16 protein-coding genes and 1 pseudogene are annotated in these 14,854 nt (G+C 71.8%); 8 read left to right on the top strand and 9 right to left on the bottom strand.

Annotation, left to right across the window (positions count from 1 at the left end; all coding sequences use genetic code 11):
• Positions 1-90: 90 nt before the first annotated feature.
• The 5 genes and pseudogenes from ACFU95_RS26465 to ACFU95_RS26445 form a co-directional block, all read left to right on the top strand.
• Positions 91-540: pseudogene (locus ACFU95_RS26465) on the top strand (MFS transporter); the annotation flags it as partial.
• Positions 530-1,360 carry a transglutaminase domain-containing protein gene (locus ACFU95_RS26460; RefSeq protein ID WP_383832027.1) on the top strand — a complete coding sequence of 277 codons (831 nt, stop codon included), beginning with the start codon at positions 530-532 and terminating at the stop codon, positions 1,358-1,360. The pseudogene ACFU95_RS26465 and the gene ACFU95_RS26460, both read left to right, overlap by 11 nt.
• Before the next feature lie 113 nt (positions 1,361-1,473).
• On the top strand, positions 1,474-1,860 hold the full coding sequence (locus tag ACFU95_RS26455) for a metalloregulator ArsR/SmtB family transcription factor (protein WP_383832025.1): 387 nt from the start codon (positions 1,474-1,476) through the stop codon (positions 1,858-1,860).
• Positions 1,857-2,348, top strand: coding sequence for an SRPBCC family protein (locus tag ACFU95_RS26450; RefSeq protein ID WP_383832023.1), 492 nt, complete (start codon positions 1,857-1,859; stop codon positions 2,346-2,348). The genes ACFU95_RS26455 and ACFU95_RS26450 overlap by 4 nt, the downstream gene beginning before the upstream one ends.
• A gap of 113 nt (positions 2,349-2,461) precedes the next feature.
• A complete protein-coding gene (locus tag ACFU95_RS26445; protein ID WP_383832021.1) occupies positions 2,462-3,088 on the top strand; it encodes a dihydrofolate reductase family protein in 627 nt (208 codons plus the stop codon).
• On the opposite strand, the gene ACFU95_RS26440 is transcribed toward ACFU95_RS26445, so the two are convergent.
• The 3 genes from ACFU95_RS26440 to ACFU95_RS26430 form a co-directional block, all read right to left on the bottom strand.
• Positions 3,085-3,543, bottom strand: coding sequence for a DUF3592 domain-containing protein (locus tag ACFU95_RS26440; protein ID WP_383832019.1), 459 nt, complete (start codon positions 3,541-3,543; stop codon positions 3,085-3,087). The genes ACFU95_RS26445 and ACFU95_RS26440 overlap by 4 nt on opposite strands.
• Positions 3,544-3,726: 183 nt before the next feature.
• Positions 3,727-4,482: a dienelactone hydrolase family protein gene (locus ACFU95_RS26435; protein WP_383832017.1), complete on the bottom strand. Its 756-nt coding sequence runs from the start codon at positions 4,480-4,482 to the stop codon at positions 3,727-3,729.
• 122 nt (positions 4,483-4,604) lie between these two features.
• Positions 4,605-5,225 carry an L-threonylcarbamoyladenylate synthase gene (locus tag ACFU95_RS26430; protein ID WP_030054015.1) on the bottom strand — a complete coding sequence of 207 codons (621 nt, stop codon included), beginning with the start codon at positions 5,223-5,225 and terminating at the stop codon, positions 4,605-4,607.
• 181 nt (positions 5,226-5,406) lie between these two features.
• On the opposite strand from ACFU95_RS26430, the gene ACFU95_RS26425 reads away from it, so the two are divergent.
• Positions 5,407-6,939, top strand: a complete 1,533-nt coding sequence (locus ACFU95_RS26425; protein WP_383832117.1) for a helix-turn-helix domain-containing protein — start codon at positions 5,407-5,409, stop codon at positions 6,937-6,939.
• Between the two features lie 125 nt (positions 6,940-7,064).
• Here ACFU95_RS26425 and ACFU95_RS26420 read toward each other — a convergent pair whose 3' ends face one another.
• From ACFU95_RS26420 to ACFU95_RS26395, 6 genes are read right to left on the bottom strand one after another with little or no spacing between them, the layout of a single operon-like run.
• A complete protein-coding gene (locus tag ACFU95_RS26420; RefSeq protein WP_383832014.1) occupies positions 7,065-8,306 on the bottom strand; it encodes a cytochrome P450 in 1,242 nt (413 codons plus the stop codon).
• Complete coding sequence (locus tag ACFU95_RS26415; RefSeq protein ID WP_383832012.1) at positions 8,303-9,541, bottom strand: cytochrome P450; 1,239 nt, start codon at positions 9,539-9,541, stop codon at positions 8,303-8,305. The genes ACFU95_RS26420 and ACFU95_RS26415 overlap by 4 nt, the downstream gene beginning before the upstream one ends.
• A complete protein-coding gene (locus ACFU95_RS26410) occupies positions 9,538-10,149 on the bottom strand; it encodes an ATP/GTP-binding protein (RefSeq protein WP_383832010.1) in 612 nt (203 codons plus the stop codon). Before ACFU95_RS26410 ends, ACFU95_RS26415 begins: the two co-directional genes overlap by 4 nt.
• Positions 10,121-10,483 (bottom strand): DUF742 domain-containing protein, encoded by a 363-nt coding sequence (locus ACFU95_RS26405; RefSeq protein WP_383832008.1) that lies wholly within the window; start codon positions 10,481-10,483, stop codon positions 10,121-10,123. The genes ACFU95_RS26410 and ACFU95_RS26405 overlap by 29 nt, the downstream gene beginning before the upstream one ends.
• Positions 10,480-10,902 (bottom strand): roadblock/LC7 domain-containing protein, encoded by a 423-nt coding sequence (locus tag ACFU95_RS26400; protein WP_383832006.1) that lies wholly within the window; start codon positions 10,900-10,902, stop codon positions 10,480-10,482. The genes ACFU95_RS26405 and ACFU95_RS26400 overlap by 4 nt, the downstream gene beginning before the upstream one ends.
• Positions 10,899-12,416 (bottom strand): sensor histidine kinase, encoded by a 1,518-nt coding sequence (locus ACFU95_RS26395; RefSeq protein ID WP_383832004.1) that lies wholly within the window; start codon positions 12,414-12,416, stop codon positions 10,899-10,901. The genes ACFU95_RS26400 and ACFU95_RS26395 overlap by 4 nt, the downstream gene beginning before the upstream one ends.
• A gap of 202 nt (positions 12,417-12,618) precedes the next feature.
• Here ACFU95_RS26395 and ACFU95_RS26390 point away from each other — a divergent pair, with 202 nt between their 5' ends.
• Together ACFU95_RS26390 and ACFU95_RS26385 are read left to right on the top strand one after the other, a co-directional pair.
• Positions 12,619-12,750, top strand: a complete 132-nt coding sequence (locus ACFU95_RS26390) for a hypothetical protein (RefSeq protein ID WP_383832129.1) — start codon at positions 12,619-12,621, stop codon at positions 12,748-12,750.
• A 365-nt stretch (positions 12,751-13,115) separates the two neighbouring features.
• Positions 13,116-14,849, top strand: coding sequence for a fatty acyl-AMP ligase (locus ACFU95_RS26385; protein ID WP_383832002.1), 1,734 nt, complete (start codon positions 13,116-13,118; stop codon positions 14,847-14,849).
• Positions 14,850-14,854: the final 5 nt, after the last annotated feature.

The following is a 14,854-nucleotide window of genomic DNA, read 5'->3' as shown; positions in this document are numbered from 1 at the left end:
TGGAGCGGTGTAGCCGACACCTGAAGGGGGGTGGGGGGTTTCTCTTCGGCGGATTTGGTTGGGTGGGGGGGGGTTGGGGGTGGGGGTTGGGTCGTGGGGAATTGGGTCGGCGGGCGAGCGCCCGCCCACGACCGTGACCGCACCCTGCTCCTCTCCCTGCTCGGACTCACCCTCACCCTCGCCGCGTTCGGTCTCCTGGCCGACAGCGCCGTCGCGTCGGTGATCCTCGTGTTCCTGATGGGGGTGACCGGGTTCGCCGGCGTGCCCGGCATGATCACCCGCGTCACCGACCACGCCCACGGAGCGGCACTGGCCGCGAGCGCCAACGTGTCCGCCTCCAACCTGGGCAACGCGCTCGGCGCCTGGCTCTGCGGACTGGCCCTCACCGCGGGCCTCGGCTACCGGGCACCCCTGTACGTCGGCGCCGGGATCGTCCTGGCCTCCGTCCTGGTCATGGCCGTTGCCGCACACCTGGCCAGGTCCGCCACCGGCACCGCCACGGACACCTCCACCGCTACCATGCCCGGTCATGGCCGATGACGAGTTCGACTACGCGCAGCCCGGGCCCTTCACGACCCTCGACGCATGGCAACTCCCACTCATCGAGGGACTGCCGGACGACCCCGTCGGTATCTGCGCCGCTGTGCGGGGCCTGGTCATCCAGCCCTCGGACGCCGCCGAACTGGGGATCCCCGAGGCCCGGACGGCCGAGAAGAACATCCGGCCGGTCAACCGACTGATCGCCACGCTGACCGCTCTGGATCCGGCTCCCCTGCACCGGCCCCGCACACCGGCAACACGCGTGATCGGCACCTGCCGTCACTTCGCCACGATCGCCTGCGCGTTCCTGCGGGCCCGAGGTGTCGCCGCCCGCGCCCGGTGCGGCTTCGGCACCTACTTCCAGCAGGGGCGCGGCTTCGACCACTGGATCACCGAGTACCGGGACGACGACCAGGGCCGATGGGTGCGCGTCGACACCGAACACCTCGGCGGGAACTTCGTCGCCCGCCCGGACGATCTCGCTCCGGGCGAGTTCCTCACCGGCGGGGAAGCATGGGCCCGGTACCGGGACGGCGTGCTCGATCCGTTCATGTTCGGCACGGCCGGCACCGATCACGCCTGGGGCCCGCACGAGATCAGCGGCAACGCCGTCCGGGACCTCGCCGCACTCCACAGGCACGAGACGCTGAACTGGGACGAGTGGGGCCGCATGACAGCCGCCTACGAGGGCAGCACCGGCCCGGACTACGACCGGTTGATCGACGAGGTCGCCGATGCCTGCCGCGGTGACGATCCGTCGGCCTTGTCCCGTCTGTTCGGCCACCCGGACCTGACCGTCCCTCAGCGCATCACCGGCTAGCCGCGGCGAATCCCGGCGGTCGCGGGCCGCTCCGGTGCCGGGTTCCCGCGCCCGCCCGCGCGGGTCGACGACGCCATGGAGCCAACGCGTAACCGCTGGGTTACGCTTTCGGTGTGGACGACCTCACGGACATAGCCGAAGCCATCGCCGATCCGGTGCGCCGGGAGATCCTCGTCATGCTGCGGCCCGCTCCGCTCACGGCGGGCGAGATCGCCGGGCGGTTCGCCATCAGCCGGCCCGCGGTCAGCCGCCATCTGCGGGTGCTGCGCGAAAGCGGACTGGTCCGGGACGAACAGTCCGGCCGTCACCGCCGCTACTCGCTCGTCCACACCCGGCTGGACCCGCTCGCGGCCTGGCTCGCCCAGTTCGACGGCCGGCGGTCCGACTGGACGCAGCGCCTCGCGGCGCTGGAGACCGAGGTCCACCGGACCCGCCGGGACCGCCTGCGGGCACAGCCCGCTGACACGCCCCGCACCACGCACCAGGAGGACACGGCATGACACCTGAACCCACCGGACAGCTCGTACCGACACCGACGGGGTACGACCTGATCCTCACCCGCACCTACCGTGCCCCGGTCGGCGACGTCTGGGCGAGTGTCACCGAGCCGGAACGCACCGCGCGCTGGTTCGGCCCGTGGCGCGGCGACGCGGCTCCCGGCCGGACCGTCGAGGTACAGCTGGTGTTCGAGGAGACGGCGCCCTGGTACCCGATGCGGATCGACGCCTGCGAGCCGCCGCACCGACTCGCCGTCTCGACGGACGACACCGCCGGCGCCTGGTCGCTGGAACTCCGGCTGGCGGAGACCGACGGCACCACGGAGCTCCACCTGATCCACCACCTCACCTCGACGGAACAGCTCGGCGAGATCGGGGCGGGCTGGGAGTACTACCTGGACCTGCTCACGGCCGCGCGTACGGACGGCCCCCGGCCGGACTTCGACGAGTACTACCCCGCGCAGAAGGCCTACTTCGAGTCCCTGGCCTGAACGAGCGCGGTCCCGGCCTCCTTCGACAGGTCCGCGGAAGGCTGTCGAACGGGGCGGCTCCCGATCGACGTGAGAGTGAAGGCAGTACTCCCCACGACTCAGGAGCCCCCATCGTGACCGTGACCACGGACCTGGCCATCTCCCTCGACGGTTACATCGCCGGCACCGGCGTAACCGTCGACAACCCGGGAGGCGACGGCGCCGAGCCGCTCTTCGAGTGGATCCACAACCTGGCGAGCTGGCGGGAGCGCCAGGGCATGACCGGCGGGGAGGAAAACCGTGACTCCGAGTTGATGCGTGAATGGTTCGACGCCACCGGAGCGGTGGTCATGGGCCGGATGATGTACGACACCGGCGAGGAGTTCTGGGGCGCGAACCCCCCGTTCCGGGCCCCGGTCTTCGTCCTCACGCACCGCCCCCGGCCGACCCTGGTGAAGGAGGGCGGCACCACCTTCACCTTCGTCACCGACGGTATCCACGGCGCCCTCGACCAGGCGAAGGCAGCCGCCGGTGACAGGAACGTCGACATCGCGGGCGGAGCGAGCACCGTGCGGCAGTACCTCAGGGAGGGGCTCATCGACGAGCTGCAACTGCACGTGGTGCCCGCGCTGCTCGGCGCCGGACTGCGGCTCTTCGAGGGCCCGGGCGCCGGGCAGCGCACTCTCGAGCAGGTCAGGGTGGTCGGCACGCCGCTCGCCACCCACCTGAAGTACCGCTTCGTGAGTGAGCCGCAGCCCTAGGAACGCCGCCGGCCCACCAGGGCGACGGCCGTCCCGATCCCCCCGATCACCAGCCCGATCCCACCGAAGATCAGCGGCAACAGCCACAGCGAGGCGAACCCGTTGATCCGGGCGTCCTCGGGGGAGTCGGCGCGGTACAACACCTCGACCCGCTCGCCCTTGTCGTACGACGGCGGGTTGGATCCCGTCGAGCCTCGGAACGTCCTCGGCGTGCCGTCCTTCGACGTGAACTCGACCACCGGGTACGCGGTGGGCTCGTTGCTCCCCCTCGACTTGCGGGAGGAGCCGCCGCTGTCGCTGCGCCACTCCAGCGTCACCACCGTGCCCTGGGCACGCTCCGCGTTCGCCAGGAACGAGACCGACACCCCCGCCAGGATCAACCCGACGACCAGGAACACCGCGCCGAACGCGATCGTCCCGAAGGCCACCCACCAGCGGGCACGACGCCCACGCACCTGAACCTGCACAACGTCCCTCTCACTCGTCCGAAGTGAGAGCGACGCTATCCCAGGCATCCGGTCATCGTGCTCCTGCCCCCGGGTCGACCGGCGGACTGCGCCCGCCTCCTGCGCCGATATGGCGTCAAATCCGGTTTGCGGAGCACCACTTGAGCACGCCACCGGCGCCGTGCTCGGCGCTCAGAACGTCCGCTTCAGCAGATCGAGCAGCGCGGCCCAGTGCCGCTCGTCCCCTTCACGGTGGTAGGACGCGGTGTCGGCCTGCGTGAACCCGTGCCCGGCACCCGGGTAGACCTCGCACTGGTGGCGAACCCCGGCCTCGGTGAGCGCGTTCTCCAGGCGTTCGATCTGCTCGACGGGCAGGGACGGGTCCTGGTCGGCGTGGCCGAAGTACAGCTCGGCGGTGATGTGTTCGGCCACCAGGTGCGGGCTGTCCGGCGCGTCGGTGGCGAGCCGGCCGCCGTGGAAGCCGGCCGCTGCCGCGACCCGCTCCGGATACGTGCCGGCGGTCAGCAGGGACAGCCGGGCGCCCAGGCAGTAACCGGTCAGTGCCACCGGACCGTCGGCCGCCGCGGGGCACTCGGCCAGCCAGCGCAGATAGGCACCGGCGTCCCGTATCGACGCTTCGGGCGTCAGCGACTGCATGATCGGCATGATGCTCTCGAAGATCTCCGGCCGGGCCCCGGGATCGATGAACTCGGGCAACTCGACCACCGGGGCGCGTCCGTGGCGGTAGAACACGTTGGGCACCAGCACCGTGTAACCGGCCTCGGCGAGCCGGTCCGCCATCGTCCGCAGCTGCGGCCGCAGACCGAAGGCATCCATGTAGAGCAGGACCGCCGGACGGGGCTCGCCGTCGGCGGGGTGGGCCAGATAGGCGTCGGCGGTGCCGTCCTCGGTGAGGATCTCGACGTCGGTTCCTTGTACGGAGGTCATGGGGGTTGCCTCTCTGCGCAGCGCACGGCGAACGGGTCGCCGACCCGGTGGAGCCGGGCCGCGCACATGGTTTCACGCACCATCCAACGGCCCCCGGCACCCCCTCCCGCTTGGGGACCGCTTTACTCGAACCGGGACGTGTCACCCGCCCCCTTGCGCACGATCTCGGCCTCGCCGCCCGAGAAGTCGATCACCGTCGTCGGCTCGGTACCGCAGTCACCGGAGTCGACCACCGCGTCCAGCACATGATCGAGCCGGTCCTTGATCTCCCAGCCCTGCGTCATCGGCTCGTCCTCGTCGGGCAGCAGCAGCGTGCTGGACAGCAGCGGCTCCCCCAGCTCGGCGAGCAGCGCCTGGGTGACGACGTGGGCGGGGATACGCACGCCGACCGTCTTCTTCTTCGGATGCTGGAGCATGCGTGGCACCTCCTTCGTCGCGGGCAGGATGAAGGTGTAGCTGCCGGGCGTCGACGCCTTGATCGCGCGGAACACGTCCTTGTCGACCAGCACGAACTGGCCGAGCTGCGCGAAGTCCTGGCAGACGAGGGTGAAGTGATGCCGGTCGTCCAGGCGGCGAATGGTCCGGATCCGGTCGATGCCGTCACGGCTGCCCAGCCGGCAGCCCAGGGCATAGCAGGAGTCCGTCGGATACGCGATGAGCGCACCGGACCGGACGCTGTCGGCGACCTGGGAGATGGTGCGCGGCTGAGGATTGTCGGGGTGCACGTCGAAGTACTTCGCCATCCGCCGAGCCTATGCCCTGGAGCCCCGGCGGCGGCGCAGGCCCCGTCAGGCCGGCGGATTGCGCCCCGAGATCCCGGGAAACCCGTACCCGACGCGAGCGCCGACTTGCCGCGGTGCACAGGTGAGGTAACGTCCCGAGCGGTATGTCGTGAGTGAAGTGCAGGACGAGGTGAAGGCCGACGTGGCTGGCAGAGAGGACGGGATCCGTCAGGCGGGGGTGGTGAGCGCCGACGCCTCGGTGTGGGCGGAGGAGTTGCTTGATCACCTGCGGCCCAACGGGCGGGACGTCGGCCGGGTCGTCGCCTGGCTCGCGGACGCCGTGCAGGGCACGGCCTCGCTGCAGGACGACACCGGCACGCTCCTCGCGGGCAAGCGGCCGCACCTGGACGACAACCTCGTCGCGGCCGTCGCCGCCGGACGCATCGCCTCCGCCGCCTGGGAGGGACAGGGCCGTCATCTGCGGCTCGTCCGGGTGGCGTATCCGAACCCCGCGTCGGCGGGTGTGCTCGCGGTGTCGCGCGAGGCGCCCTTCGACCGGCGCGCCTCCGACATGGTCACGCACACCGTCCAGGTCATCGAGCTCCTGCTGAAGGCGGGAGAGGCGACCGCCGCCGGCCACCGGCTCGCGCGGGCGACGTCCGATCTGCGCCTGGCGATCCTGCAGTTGCTGATGGTGGAGGACACCGTCTCCGCACGCCGCGTCGCCGCGGGACTGTGGCCCGGCCTCCTCGACACGGACACGGCCTGCGTCCACGTCGTGGAGAGCCCCGCCCACGAGCGCGACCGGCTCGTCGTGGAATGCCTGGACGTGACGGGCGAGCGGGCCCTGGTCGTGCTCTGCCCGGCCGTGGACGAGCATGTGATCGTCGTGACGCCCGGTGAGGGCGAGGCCCGGGACCTGCGGTCGCTGATCGGCCCGCGCCCCCGCACGTTCATCGGTGGCAGCGCCAGACAGAGCCTGGCCCGCACCGCCACCGCGTACGGACAGGCCGTGAGCGCGCTGGCCGTCGCGCACTTCCGACCGGACAAGGCCGCGGTCTACGCCGAACGCACCCACCCCGAGCGGCTGATCGACCCGGCACCCCTGCGCGGCTGGGCGGCCCGTCTGCTGCGGCCGCTCGACACGCTGGCGCACCACACCCGCGCCGAACTGCTGGCCACCACCCGGCTGGGTCTGGAGTTCACCGCCGTGAGCGCGGCCAAGGTCCTCGGCGTCAGCCGCAACACCGTCCGCGCCCGGATGGAGCGCGTGGAGACACTGCTGCGCACGGACTTCTCCGACCTGACCGCCCGTGCCGTCGTCCACCTGGCGCTCAACACCCAGGTGAGCCTCGCGGACGCCCCGGACGACACCGGTACGTCGCAGGCGGGCCAGGTCTCGCTGCGCGATCTGCTGTCCGGGCCCGCCATGCTCACCTGGGCGCACGACGTCCTCGCCGGCCTGGACAAGGACACCCGGGACCTGCGCCGCAGCCTGCGCACCTGGATCGCGGAGGGCGGCAACGCCGAACGCGCCGCGCAGACCCTCGGCGTCCACGCCCAGACCGTCCGGGAACACGTCCGCAGCGCGGAACCCGTCCTCGAACGCCAGCTCCTCGCCGGCGGCACCGACCTGTACGAGGTCGTCCTGGCCCATCTCGCGGTCGGTGATCTGGACCAGCCCGCCCTGCCGACGACGAAATCGGGCCTTCCGGACTCACTTGTGCACAGGTGAGTCCCGGCGGCGGGGCAACGGGCATCGACGCGATACCCAAGCCCTCCGCCATAGACGTAAGTTCGACTTCCCGCGGGGGCACGACCGGAACGGGGGACCGGTCGCGTCCCCGCGCGTAGAGCCGTTCAGGCCCGCAACCGCACCGGAATCTCCTGCCAGCCGAACGCGATGAACGACGGCACCTGCCGCAGTTCCTTCTCGTCGACGGCCAGCCGCAGGCCGGGGAAGCGGTCGAAGAGGGCGGGCAGCGCCGTCAGCGCTTCGACACGGGCCAGCGGAGCGCCGATGCACCGGTGCACCCCGATCCCGAACGCCAGATGGTCGTCCGCTCCGCGTGACGCGTCGAAGCCGTCCGCGTCCGGCCCGTAGTGCGCGGGATCCAGCCCCGCGGCGGCGAACGTCGTGATGATGGCGTCCCCGGCCGGCACGGTCACGTCCCCGACCTCGATGTCGGTGACGGCGAACCGCAGGGGGAGCGACGCGATCGACGGATGCACCCGCAGCGTCTCGTCGATCACCGCGTCCCAGCCGATCTCCCCGGCGCGTACGGCGGCCAGCTGCTCGGGGTGGGTCAGCAGGGCGACGACCGCGTTGCCGATGAGATTGACGGTCGTCTCGAAACCGGCGCCGATCACCAGCAGCAGGGTGTAGACGAGTTCCTCGTCGCTGAGCCGGTCGCCGTCCTCGTCGCGCACCCGGATCAGCTCGGTCGTCAGATCGTCCCCGGGGTGCTCGCTGCGGTGGGCGATCAGCGCCCCCAGCACCGTACCGATCTGCCGCTGCACGAACGCGGTGTGCTCCGGACTCGGGTCGGAGGTGTCCATGATCGCGGCGATGAGCGCGCCGGTGTCCGCCCGCAACTCCTCGGGCACACCGAACAGTTCGCAGATCATCCGCATCGGCAGCGGGTGGGCGAGCCCGGCTTTGAGATCCACCTCCGAACCGCCGTCGGCGTGGGCTTCGAGGGCGTCGAGCAGGTCCGCGGTGATGGCCCGCACGCGAGCACGCATCTTCTCCGTGCGGCGCTGGGTGAAACTCGGCGCGACCAGTTTGCGCAGCCGCGCGTGGTCGGCGCCGTACGTCGACAGCATGTTGACCACGCCGACCCAGCCCAGGATCCAGCCCCAGGAGGGGTGTTCGCCGATCTCGGGCCACAGCCGCCAGTGCAGCCGCGGGTCCTTGCTGACCCGCGGGTCGAGGATGAGTTCCTTGAGGGTGTCGTAGCCCGTGGGCGCCCAGGCCGGGATGCCGCCGGGCAGCTCCACGGGCACGATCGGGCCGAGGGCGCGCAGCCGGGCGCTCTCGGCGGCGATGTCGGCCCCGAACGGGTCGATGGCGAAGCGGTCGATGCGGTCGGTCACGGTCACGAGGCGACTCCTGGCTGGTCGGGGGAGCGAGGGCTGAACCGGACGGGCAGGGAGGTCAGCGAACGGTGGAAGGGGCCGGGCCGCCAGGTCAGGTGGGCGCGGGGCAGGACCGGCTCCAGGTCGGGAAGCCACTGCGTGAGCCGCTCGATCGCCTCGGTGGCGATGAGCAGCGTGTGCTGCCGGACCGGGCAGGCGTGCGGGCCCGCCGACCAGGACAGATGCGAGGCGTCCTTGGGGTGCCGGCCGCTGGTGACCTCCTGCTCGGCGAAGTGCGCGAGCGCCCCGTAGGAGACGACCACCGGCACCGCGGCCCTGATCCAGGTGCCGTGGAAGGACACCGGGCCGCGGGCGTAGTGGATGCCGTAGTTGGCCAACGGTGTCTCGTGGTGGAGCACCTCCACCACCGCGTCCGTCACGGGGCGCGCCCCGCTGGTGAGGGTGGAGTAGTACAGCGGGTTGCCGAGGATGCGGGAGAGCGCGTTCGACACCAGGTTGGCCGTCGGCTCGTGCCCGGCGCCCAGGGTGAGGAACACCTGCCAGGTGACCTCCTCGGGGGTGAGCCCGGCGGGGTGGTCGAGCAGCCGGCTCGGCAGGTCGTCGCCCCGCCGCTCGGCCTTGGCCGCGATCAGCTCCAGTACGTAACCGCCGAACTCCGCCTCGCCCTCGGGCGCTTCGCCGCCGCCCTCCATCATCTTGCCCAGCGCCCCGTCGAGCCGGTCGCTCTGGCTGTCCGGCAGCCCGAAGAGGTTGTTGAACACCAAAGCCATCAGCGGCCGCGCGAACTCGCCCACCAGATCGGCCTCGCCCTTCGGCCCGAACCGGCCCACCAGCACCCGCACCGCCCGGTGCACGCGCGCCCGCAGGTCGTGCGGCTCGATCAGGTCGAAGGCGTCGATCAGCGAGGTGCGGTACCGGACATGGGCGGCGCCGTCGGCGAACAGCGTGTTGGGCCGCCAGCGCATCATGCCCAGGACCGGCGAGTCGTCGGCGACCGTGGCCTCCCACGGCCGCGGGTCGTGCGAGAACGTGTCCGTGTCGTGCAGCAGGTCCAGCGCCGCCCGCCGGTCGGTGACGACGTACGCCGGCACGCCCGGCGCCAACTCCGCCCAGCCGACCGGGCCCTGGGCACGCAGCGCGTCGTAGTAGCGGTACGGATCCAGGGCGAAGCCGTCCTCCCACAGCCGCACGGGTGCCGAGCGGGTGAAGGCCTGCCGGTCGGGGGAACGGGTGGTCACCGGGCGTCCTCCGGAGCGTTGCGGTCGATCAGATGCTGGACCAGCGCGAGCAGCGCGTCCACGGAGGAGTCGGCGTCCCGCGCGTCGCACGTCACCATCGGGGTGCCCGCCTCCAGGTCGAGGGCGCCGCGCAGCTGTTCCTCGGTGTGATGCCGGGGCGCGTCCGGAAAGGCGTTGAAGGCGACCGCGTACGGCAGCCCCGAGTCCTCGACCAGACCCAGGACGTCGAAGGACGCGTCGATCCGACGGCTGTCGACCAGGACCAGGGCGCCCAGCGCGCCGTACGCGATGTCGTCCCACAGCGCCCGGAACCGCTCCTGCCCGGGTGTGCCGAACAGATACAGCACGACCCCGCCGGACAGGCTGATCCGGCCGAAGTCGACGGCGACGGTGGTCGTCGACTTGTCCCGCACCCCGGCCAGATCGTCGACCTGCGCGGACGCCTCGCTGAGCGGTTCCTCGGTGTGCAGCGGGCGGATCTCCGAGACGGAGTCGATCAGCGTCGTCTTGCCCACGCCGAAGGGTCCGGCGACCAGGATCTTGACCAGGTCACGGGCGGTGTCGGGCAGGTGGATGCCGCTAGTTGTGCTTGAGGGCGCGAAGGCCATCGGCCACTCTCTCCAGCAGGTCGGGGTCGAAGCGTCCGGCGGGCGGGATCGGCGCGCGGGCCAGCACCAGCTCCCGGTCGACGAGTTCGCCGGCCAGGACGCGCACCGCGGACACCGGCAGCCGCAGCAGCGCCGCGGCCTCCACCACCGTCAGGGAACCGTCGTCCAGGGCGTCCAGCAGGGCGAGCTGGGCGGCGGGCAGACCGGCGGGCGGGGACGTGCCGGTGCCGGTGAGCACCGACAGCCGCTCCAGCTGGGGGCGGCTGGGCCGGGCCACGCCGCCGGTCGACAGATACGCGGGAACCAGGGGACGGCCGCCAGGGCGGCCCGTCATGCCGGTGCGCCGCCGTCGGCGTCCCGGGGCGTGGCGGCCATCGCCTTCTCGCCCAGTCTCGCCACCTGGGAGTGCACCCGGTGCGCGAGCAGGTCCAGGCGCACCTCCGCGTCCCCGTACGCGGCCACGCAGGTGCCGTGGTCCGTCGGCACGATCAGCACATAGCCGTGGTCCGACTCGACGACGACCTGCCGCACCTCGGCCCCGTCCCGGTCGGCGAACGCGGCGGCCGCCGTCCGGCACGCCCCCTGCACGGTGCTGGTGATCGCGGCCACCCGCTCGGCCGAGGCCCGGGTGAGCGCGTCCGTGTACCCGGTCACCAGCCCGTCCCGCGTCAGCAGTACGGCGGCCACCACATGCGGCACTTGCAGGATCGGTTCGAGCACCCACGCCGTGTCTCCCGTATCGCGGCTGGTCATCGAGCCGTTCCCCCTTCGTGAACCTTCCGGCCGGTGTGGTCGTTCCGGCCGGTCTGATCGGTCTGATCGGTCTGATCGGTGTCGTTCGGCGTGGCTTCGGGCGCCGGCTGTGCCGCTTGCCCGGCTTCCGGTACGGCGGTGGAGTCGTCGTCGGGGGGCTCGGCGGCCGCGGTCCGGGCCGCGGCGGTACCGGCCTGCAGCGCGCCCAGTGCGGCGGCGGCCCGATCCGGGCGGCGGGCCGCGGGCCGCGCCGCGGGTACGTCCTTCGCCGCGGCGGCCACCCGGGCACGGCGCCGGCGCTGCGGCAGACCCCCGGCGTCGCGTGGAGCGTGATGCCCGGACGCGGTGTCCGGGGCGTCGTCGTCCTGGTCGGCCCCGTACCCGTGCGAGGTGGCGGACACCTCGGTTCCGGAGCCGGCGGGGGCCTCGGCCCGGGAGGTCGTGCGGGTGGAGCGCGGCGCGCTCGCCGCGGGCGGTCGCTCGGCCGGGTCGATGGCGCTGAGCAGATGGCTGTCGACGCGCAGCACCGCCCGGACCCCGCCGTAGGGCGACGGCGACGACAGATCCACACTCAGGTCGAACTGCCGGGTCAGCTGCCCGATCGCGGCGAGCCCCATGCGCGGCGGATCGCCGAGGTCGGTGAGCAGGATCGGCTCGGTACCCGCCACCAACCGCTGCGCGCGGGCGCGTTCGTCCTGGGTCATGCCCAGGCCCGCGTCGTCGACGGTGACGCAGGCGCCGTGGTGGACGTGCTCCAGGTTGACCACGACGTCCGTGTCCGGCGCGGAGTGGCGCAGGGCGTTGTCGAGGAGTTCGGCGACGATGATCGCGACCGGCTCCACGGCGTGCGACACGAGCCCGGTGCCCGCGGTCAGGTGGTTGTGGACCCGGACGCGGTGATAGCCCGCGAGGCGGGCCTGGCCGCCGGTCACCGCCTCCACCAGGTGCGACTCCTCGCGGGCGAGCCCGACCCAGGCCCCGCACACCACGGCGGCGACCTGCGCGCGCCGCAGCGACTGCTCGTTCTCGTGGTCCAGTTGGAACAGTGTCTGCGCCAACTCCGGGTCGTCGTACTTCTGTTGGAGCTGGCGCAGGGCGTCCTGAAGGCGGTACAGGGCCGCCTGGATCTCGCGTGTCGCTCCCCGCATGCCGGCCTGCGCGGCCGCGTCGATCCGGGTGCGCTGCGTGGCCAGTTCGGTGCGCAGTCCGCTCAGCACCTGCTCCAGCGCGTGCTCCAGTGCGGAACCCGAGGTCTGCGGACGGAGTGGCCCGGGCACGGCGACGTGGGGATGCGACAGCTGCCGGGCGGCGGCGGGAACGCGCTGTTGCGCGAGGTGCTCCACCTCGGCCGTGAACGTCTGCAGCACGGTCTTGAGCTGGTGTCGCAACGCGTCGAACTCGGCCCGCTGCTTGGCCTGTTGGCGCTGTGCGCGCAGTAGTCCGCCACCCAGGGCGAGTGCGGACACCATGCCGACGGCGAGACCGCCGGTCGCCAGGTCCGGTAGTTCGATCATCGAGTCGGTTTCCCAGGAGGTCGGTTCGAGGGCAGTCGGGCAGGGCCGGTTCCACGGCCGCGGGGCGAGGCGCTCGGAGCACAGTACACACCGTCATCGACTGATCTCGCACGGTCGATCGATACTTCATTTTGAAACTGTCCGGGCTCTGCTCACTTCTGTGCAGACAGTCTGAATTGCCGTACAAGATACGGACGTTGGGGTGCATGTCTGTCCCCGGTGGCGCGGCAAGGACAGCGAGGTGGCCGATCTGTTCCGCAAGGCGCAGGCGGACAGCCGCAAGGGCGCCGAGCTGGGCAAGACGCTGCTGCGCAGGCGGCTGAACGGCGGCTGACCGAGCGGTCACCCGTACGGCCCGGACATCGGGGAAGCCCCCGGTGTCCGGGCTTTCGGCTGTTCAGGGGCGGCTTCGGACCGGCTGCGGCATACTTCACTTCGCGAACCGCCTTGGGGCCCGTAGGGTTTACCTCCGTTCGGCCCGTCGGACCGAACGGAGTTGCTATGGTGCTACTCGCCGGTAGCAATGCCGCACGGGGGACGCGAGGGGTGGGCGGATCAGCGTCGCCGCTCCTCGACGAGTCGTAGAGACGGAAGGTCCGGCAAGGGGGCCGGGCCGACCGAGGTGTCCGCGCGCACCCATGGCGCGCCCCTCGAACTCCAGTTCCTCGCCCACCGATCCAGACAGGTGAGACTCGCAACATGGTTCGATCCCTGGTCGATCTGCTGACCCAGCACGCCGCCCACCACCCCGACCGAACCGCCTACCGCTACCTCGCCACCGGCGACTGCGACGGCGAGATCCAGGAGATCTCGTACGGCCGCCTCGCCGACCGTTCCCGTGCCATCGCCGCCCACCTCCAGGAGCGCGGCCTCACCGGTGCCCGGGCCATGCTGCTGTACCCGCCGGGCCTTGAGTTCGTCTGCGGCTACCTGGGCTGCCTCGCGGCCGGTGTCGTCGCCGTACCGGGCGTCCCGCCGCAGGGCCGCGCGCAGAACCACCGCGCCCTGACCCGGATGAGGCGGCTCATCGCCGACGCCGACGCCAAGGTGATCCTGGGCAGCCGCGAGGTCATCACGGCCCTGTCCGGCATGGCCGAGCACCTGCCCGAACTCGCCGACATCACCTGCCTCGCCACCGAGGACATGGCAGACGAGGCGGCCGCCGCCTGGCGCGAGCCCGACCTCACCGCCGACTCGGTCGCCTTCCTCCAGTACACCTCCGGCTCCACCGCCGCACCGCGCGGCGTGATGGTCACCCACGGAAACCTGCTGGACAACGAGCGGATCCTCACCGACTCCATGGGGCACACGCCGGACATCATCGAGGAGTACGGCCATGAGATGTTCGTCAGCTGGCTGCCCGTGTACCACGACATGGGCCTCATAGGTCCCGTCCTCAACACGGTCTACCTCGGTGTGACCGCCACCCTCTTCTCCCCGCTGCACTTCCTTCAGCAGCCCCAGCGCTGGCTGACCGCGATCAGCCGCTATCGCCCGCACACCAGCGGCGGCCCCAACTTCGCGTACGAACTCTGCCTCAAGCACGCCGGCCCCGCGCTTCTCGACGGCCTCGACCTCAGCAGCTGGAAGGTCGCCGTCAACGGCGCCGAACCGGTCCGGGCCGCGACCCTCCGGCACTTCACCGAGACCTTCGCCCCGGCCGGCTTCCGCAGTGCGGCACACCACCCCTGCTACGGCCTGGCCGAGTCCACCCTGATGGTCACCGGCAGCACGGTCCACACCCCGCCCACCCTCCTCCAGCCCTCCGAAACCGGCCCGCACGCAGGCCAGAGCGATGCCGCGGCCGTCAGCTGCGGCCGCCCCGGTCCCCACGTCACCCTCGTCATCGCCGATCCCCAGCGGCGCGAGGAACTGCCCGAGGGCGAGGTCGGCGAGATCTGGGTGCGCGGCGCGAGCGTCGCCAAGGGCTACTGGCGCAACGCCCTCGCCACCCGCGAGACCTTCCGCGCCACCCTGACCGGCCACGACGGCCGCTTCCTGCGCACCGGCGACCTCGGATTCCTGCGCGACGGCGAACTCTTCGTCACCGGGCGCCTCAAGGACCTCATCGTCATCGACGGACGCAACCACTACCCGCAGGACCTGGAACTGACCGCCGAGATGGCCCACCCGGCCCTGCGCCCCGGCTGCACCGCCGCGTTCTCCGTCGACGGCGGAGCCGGGGCAGCCGACGGCGAACAGGCCGTCGTCGTCGCCGAGATCGCCCCCGACGCGGCGCCCGAGGCCGAGAAGATCATCGACGTCGTCCGCAGCCGGATCGGCGAGGACCACGGCCTGTCGGTGCGTGACGTCGTCCTGGTCGAGCCGGGCTCCATCCCCAAGACGTCCAGCGGCAAGATCCAGCGCCACGCCACCCGGGCGGCCTACCTGGACGGCACCCTCGCCGCGGTCGCCGCGCCCGCCCTGAGCTGACACCG

The sequence above is a fragment of the Streptomyces sp. NPDC057623 genome, from assembly GCF_042800355.1.
Classification (GTDB): Bacteria; Actinomycetota; Actinomycetes; order Streptomycetales; family Streptomycetaceae; genus Streptomyces.
Note: the sequence above shows the minus strand (reverse complement) of the source record. Positions and strands in the feature narration are given on the sequence as shown.

Bases quoted from the DNA above. Each gene is read 5' to 3' on its own strand.
- ACFU95_RS26460 (WP_383832027.1), top strand. From the start codon at position 530: ATGGCCGATGACGAGTTCGACTACGCGCAGCCCGGGCCCTTCACGACC.
- ACFU95_RS26450 (WP_383832023.1), top strand. From the start codon at position 1,857: ATGACACCTGAACCCACCGGACAGCTCGTACCGACACCGACGGGGTAC.
- ACFU95_RS26435 (WP_383832017.1), bottom strand. From the start codon at position 4,482: ATGACCTCCGTACAAGGAACCGACGTCGAGATCCTCACCGAGGACGGC.
- ACFU95_RS26430 (WP_030054015.1), bottom strand. From the start codon at position 5,225: ATGGCGAAGTACTTCGACGTGCACCCCGACAATCCTCAGCCGCGCACC.
- ACFU95_RS26410 (WP_383832010.1), bottom strand. From the start codon at position 10,149: ATGGCCTTCGCGCCCTCAAGCACAACTAGCGGCATCCACCTGCCCGAC.
- ACFU95_RS26405 (WP_383832008.1), bottom strand. From the start codon at position 10,483: ATGACGGGCCGCCCTGGCGGCCGTCCCCTGGTTCCCGCGTATCTGTCG.
- ACFU95_RS26400 (WP_383832006.1), bottom strand. From the start codon at position 10,902: ATGACCAGCCGCGATACGGGAGACACGGCGTGGGTGCTCGAACCGATC.
- ACFU95_RS26395 (WP_383832004.1), bottom strand. From the start codon at position 12,416: ATGATCGAACTACCGGACCTGGCGACCGGCGGTCTCGCCGTCGGCATG.
- ACFU95_RS26385 (WP_383832002.1), top strand. From the start codon at position 13,116: ATGGTTCGATCCCTGGTCGATCTGCTGACCCAGCACGCCGCCCACCAC.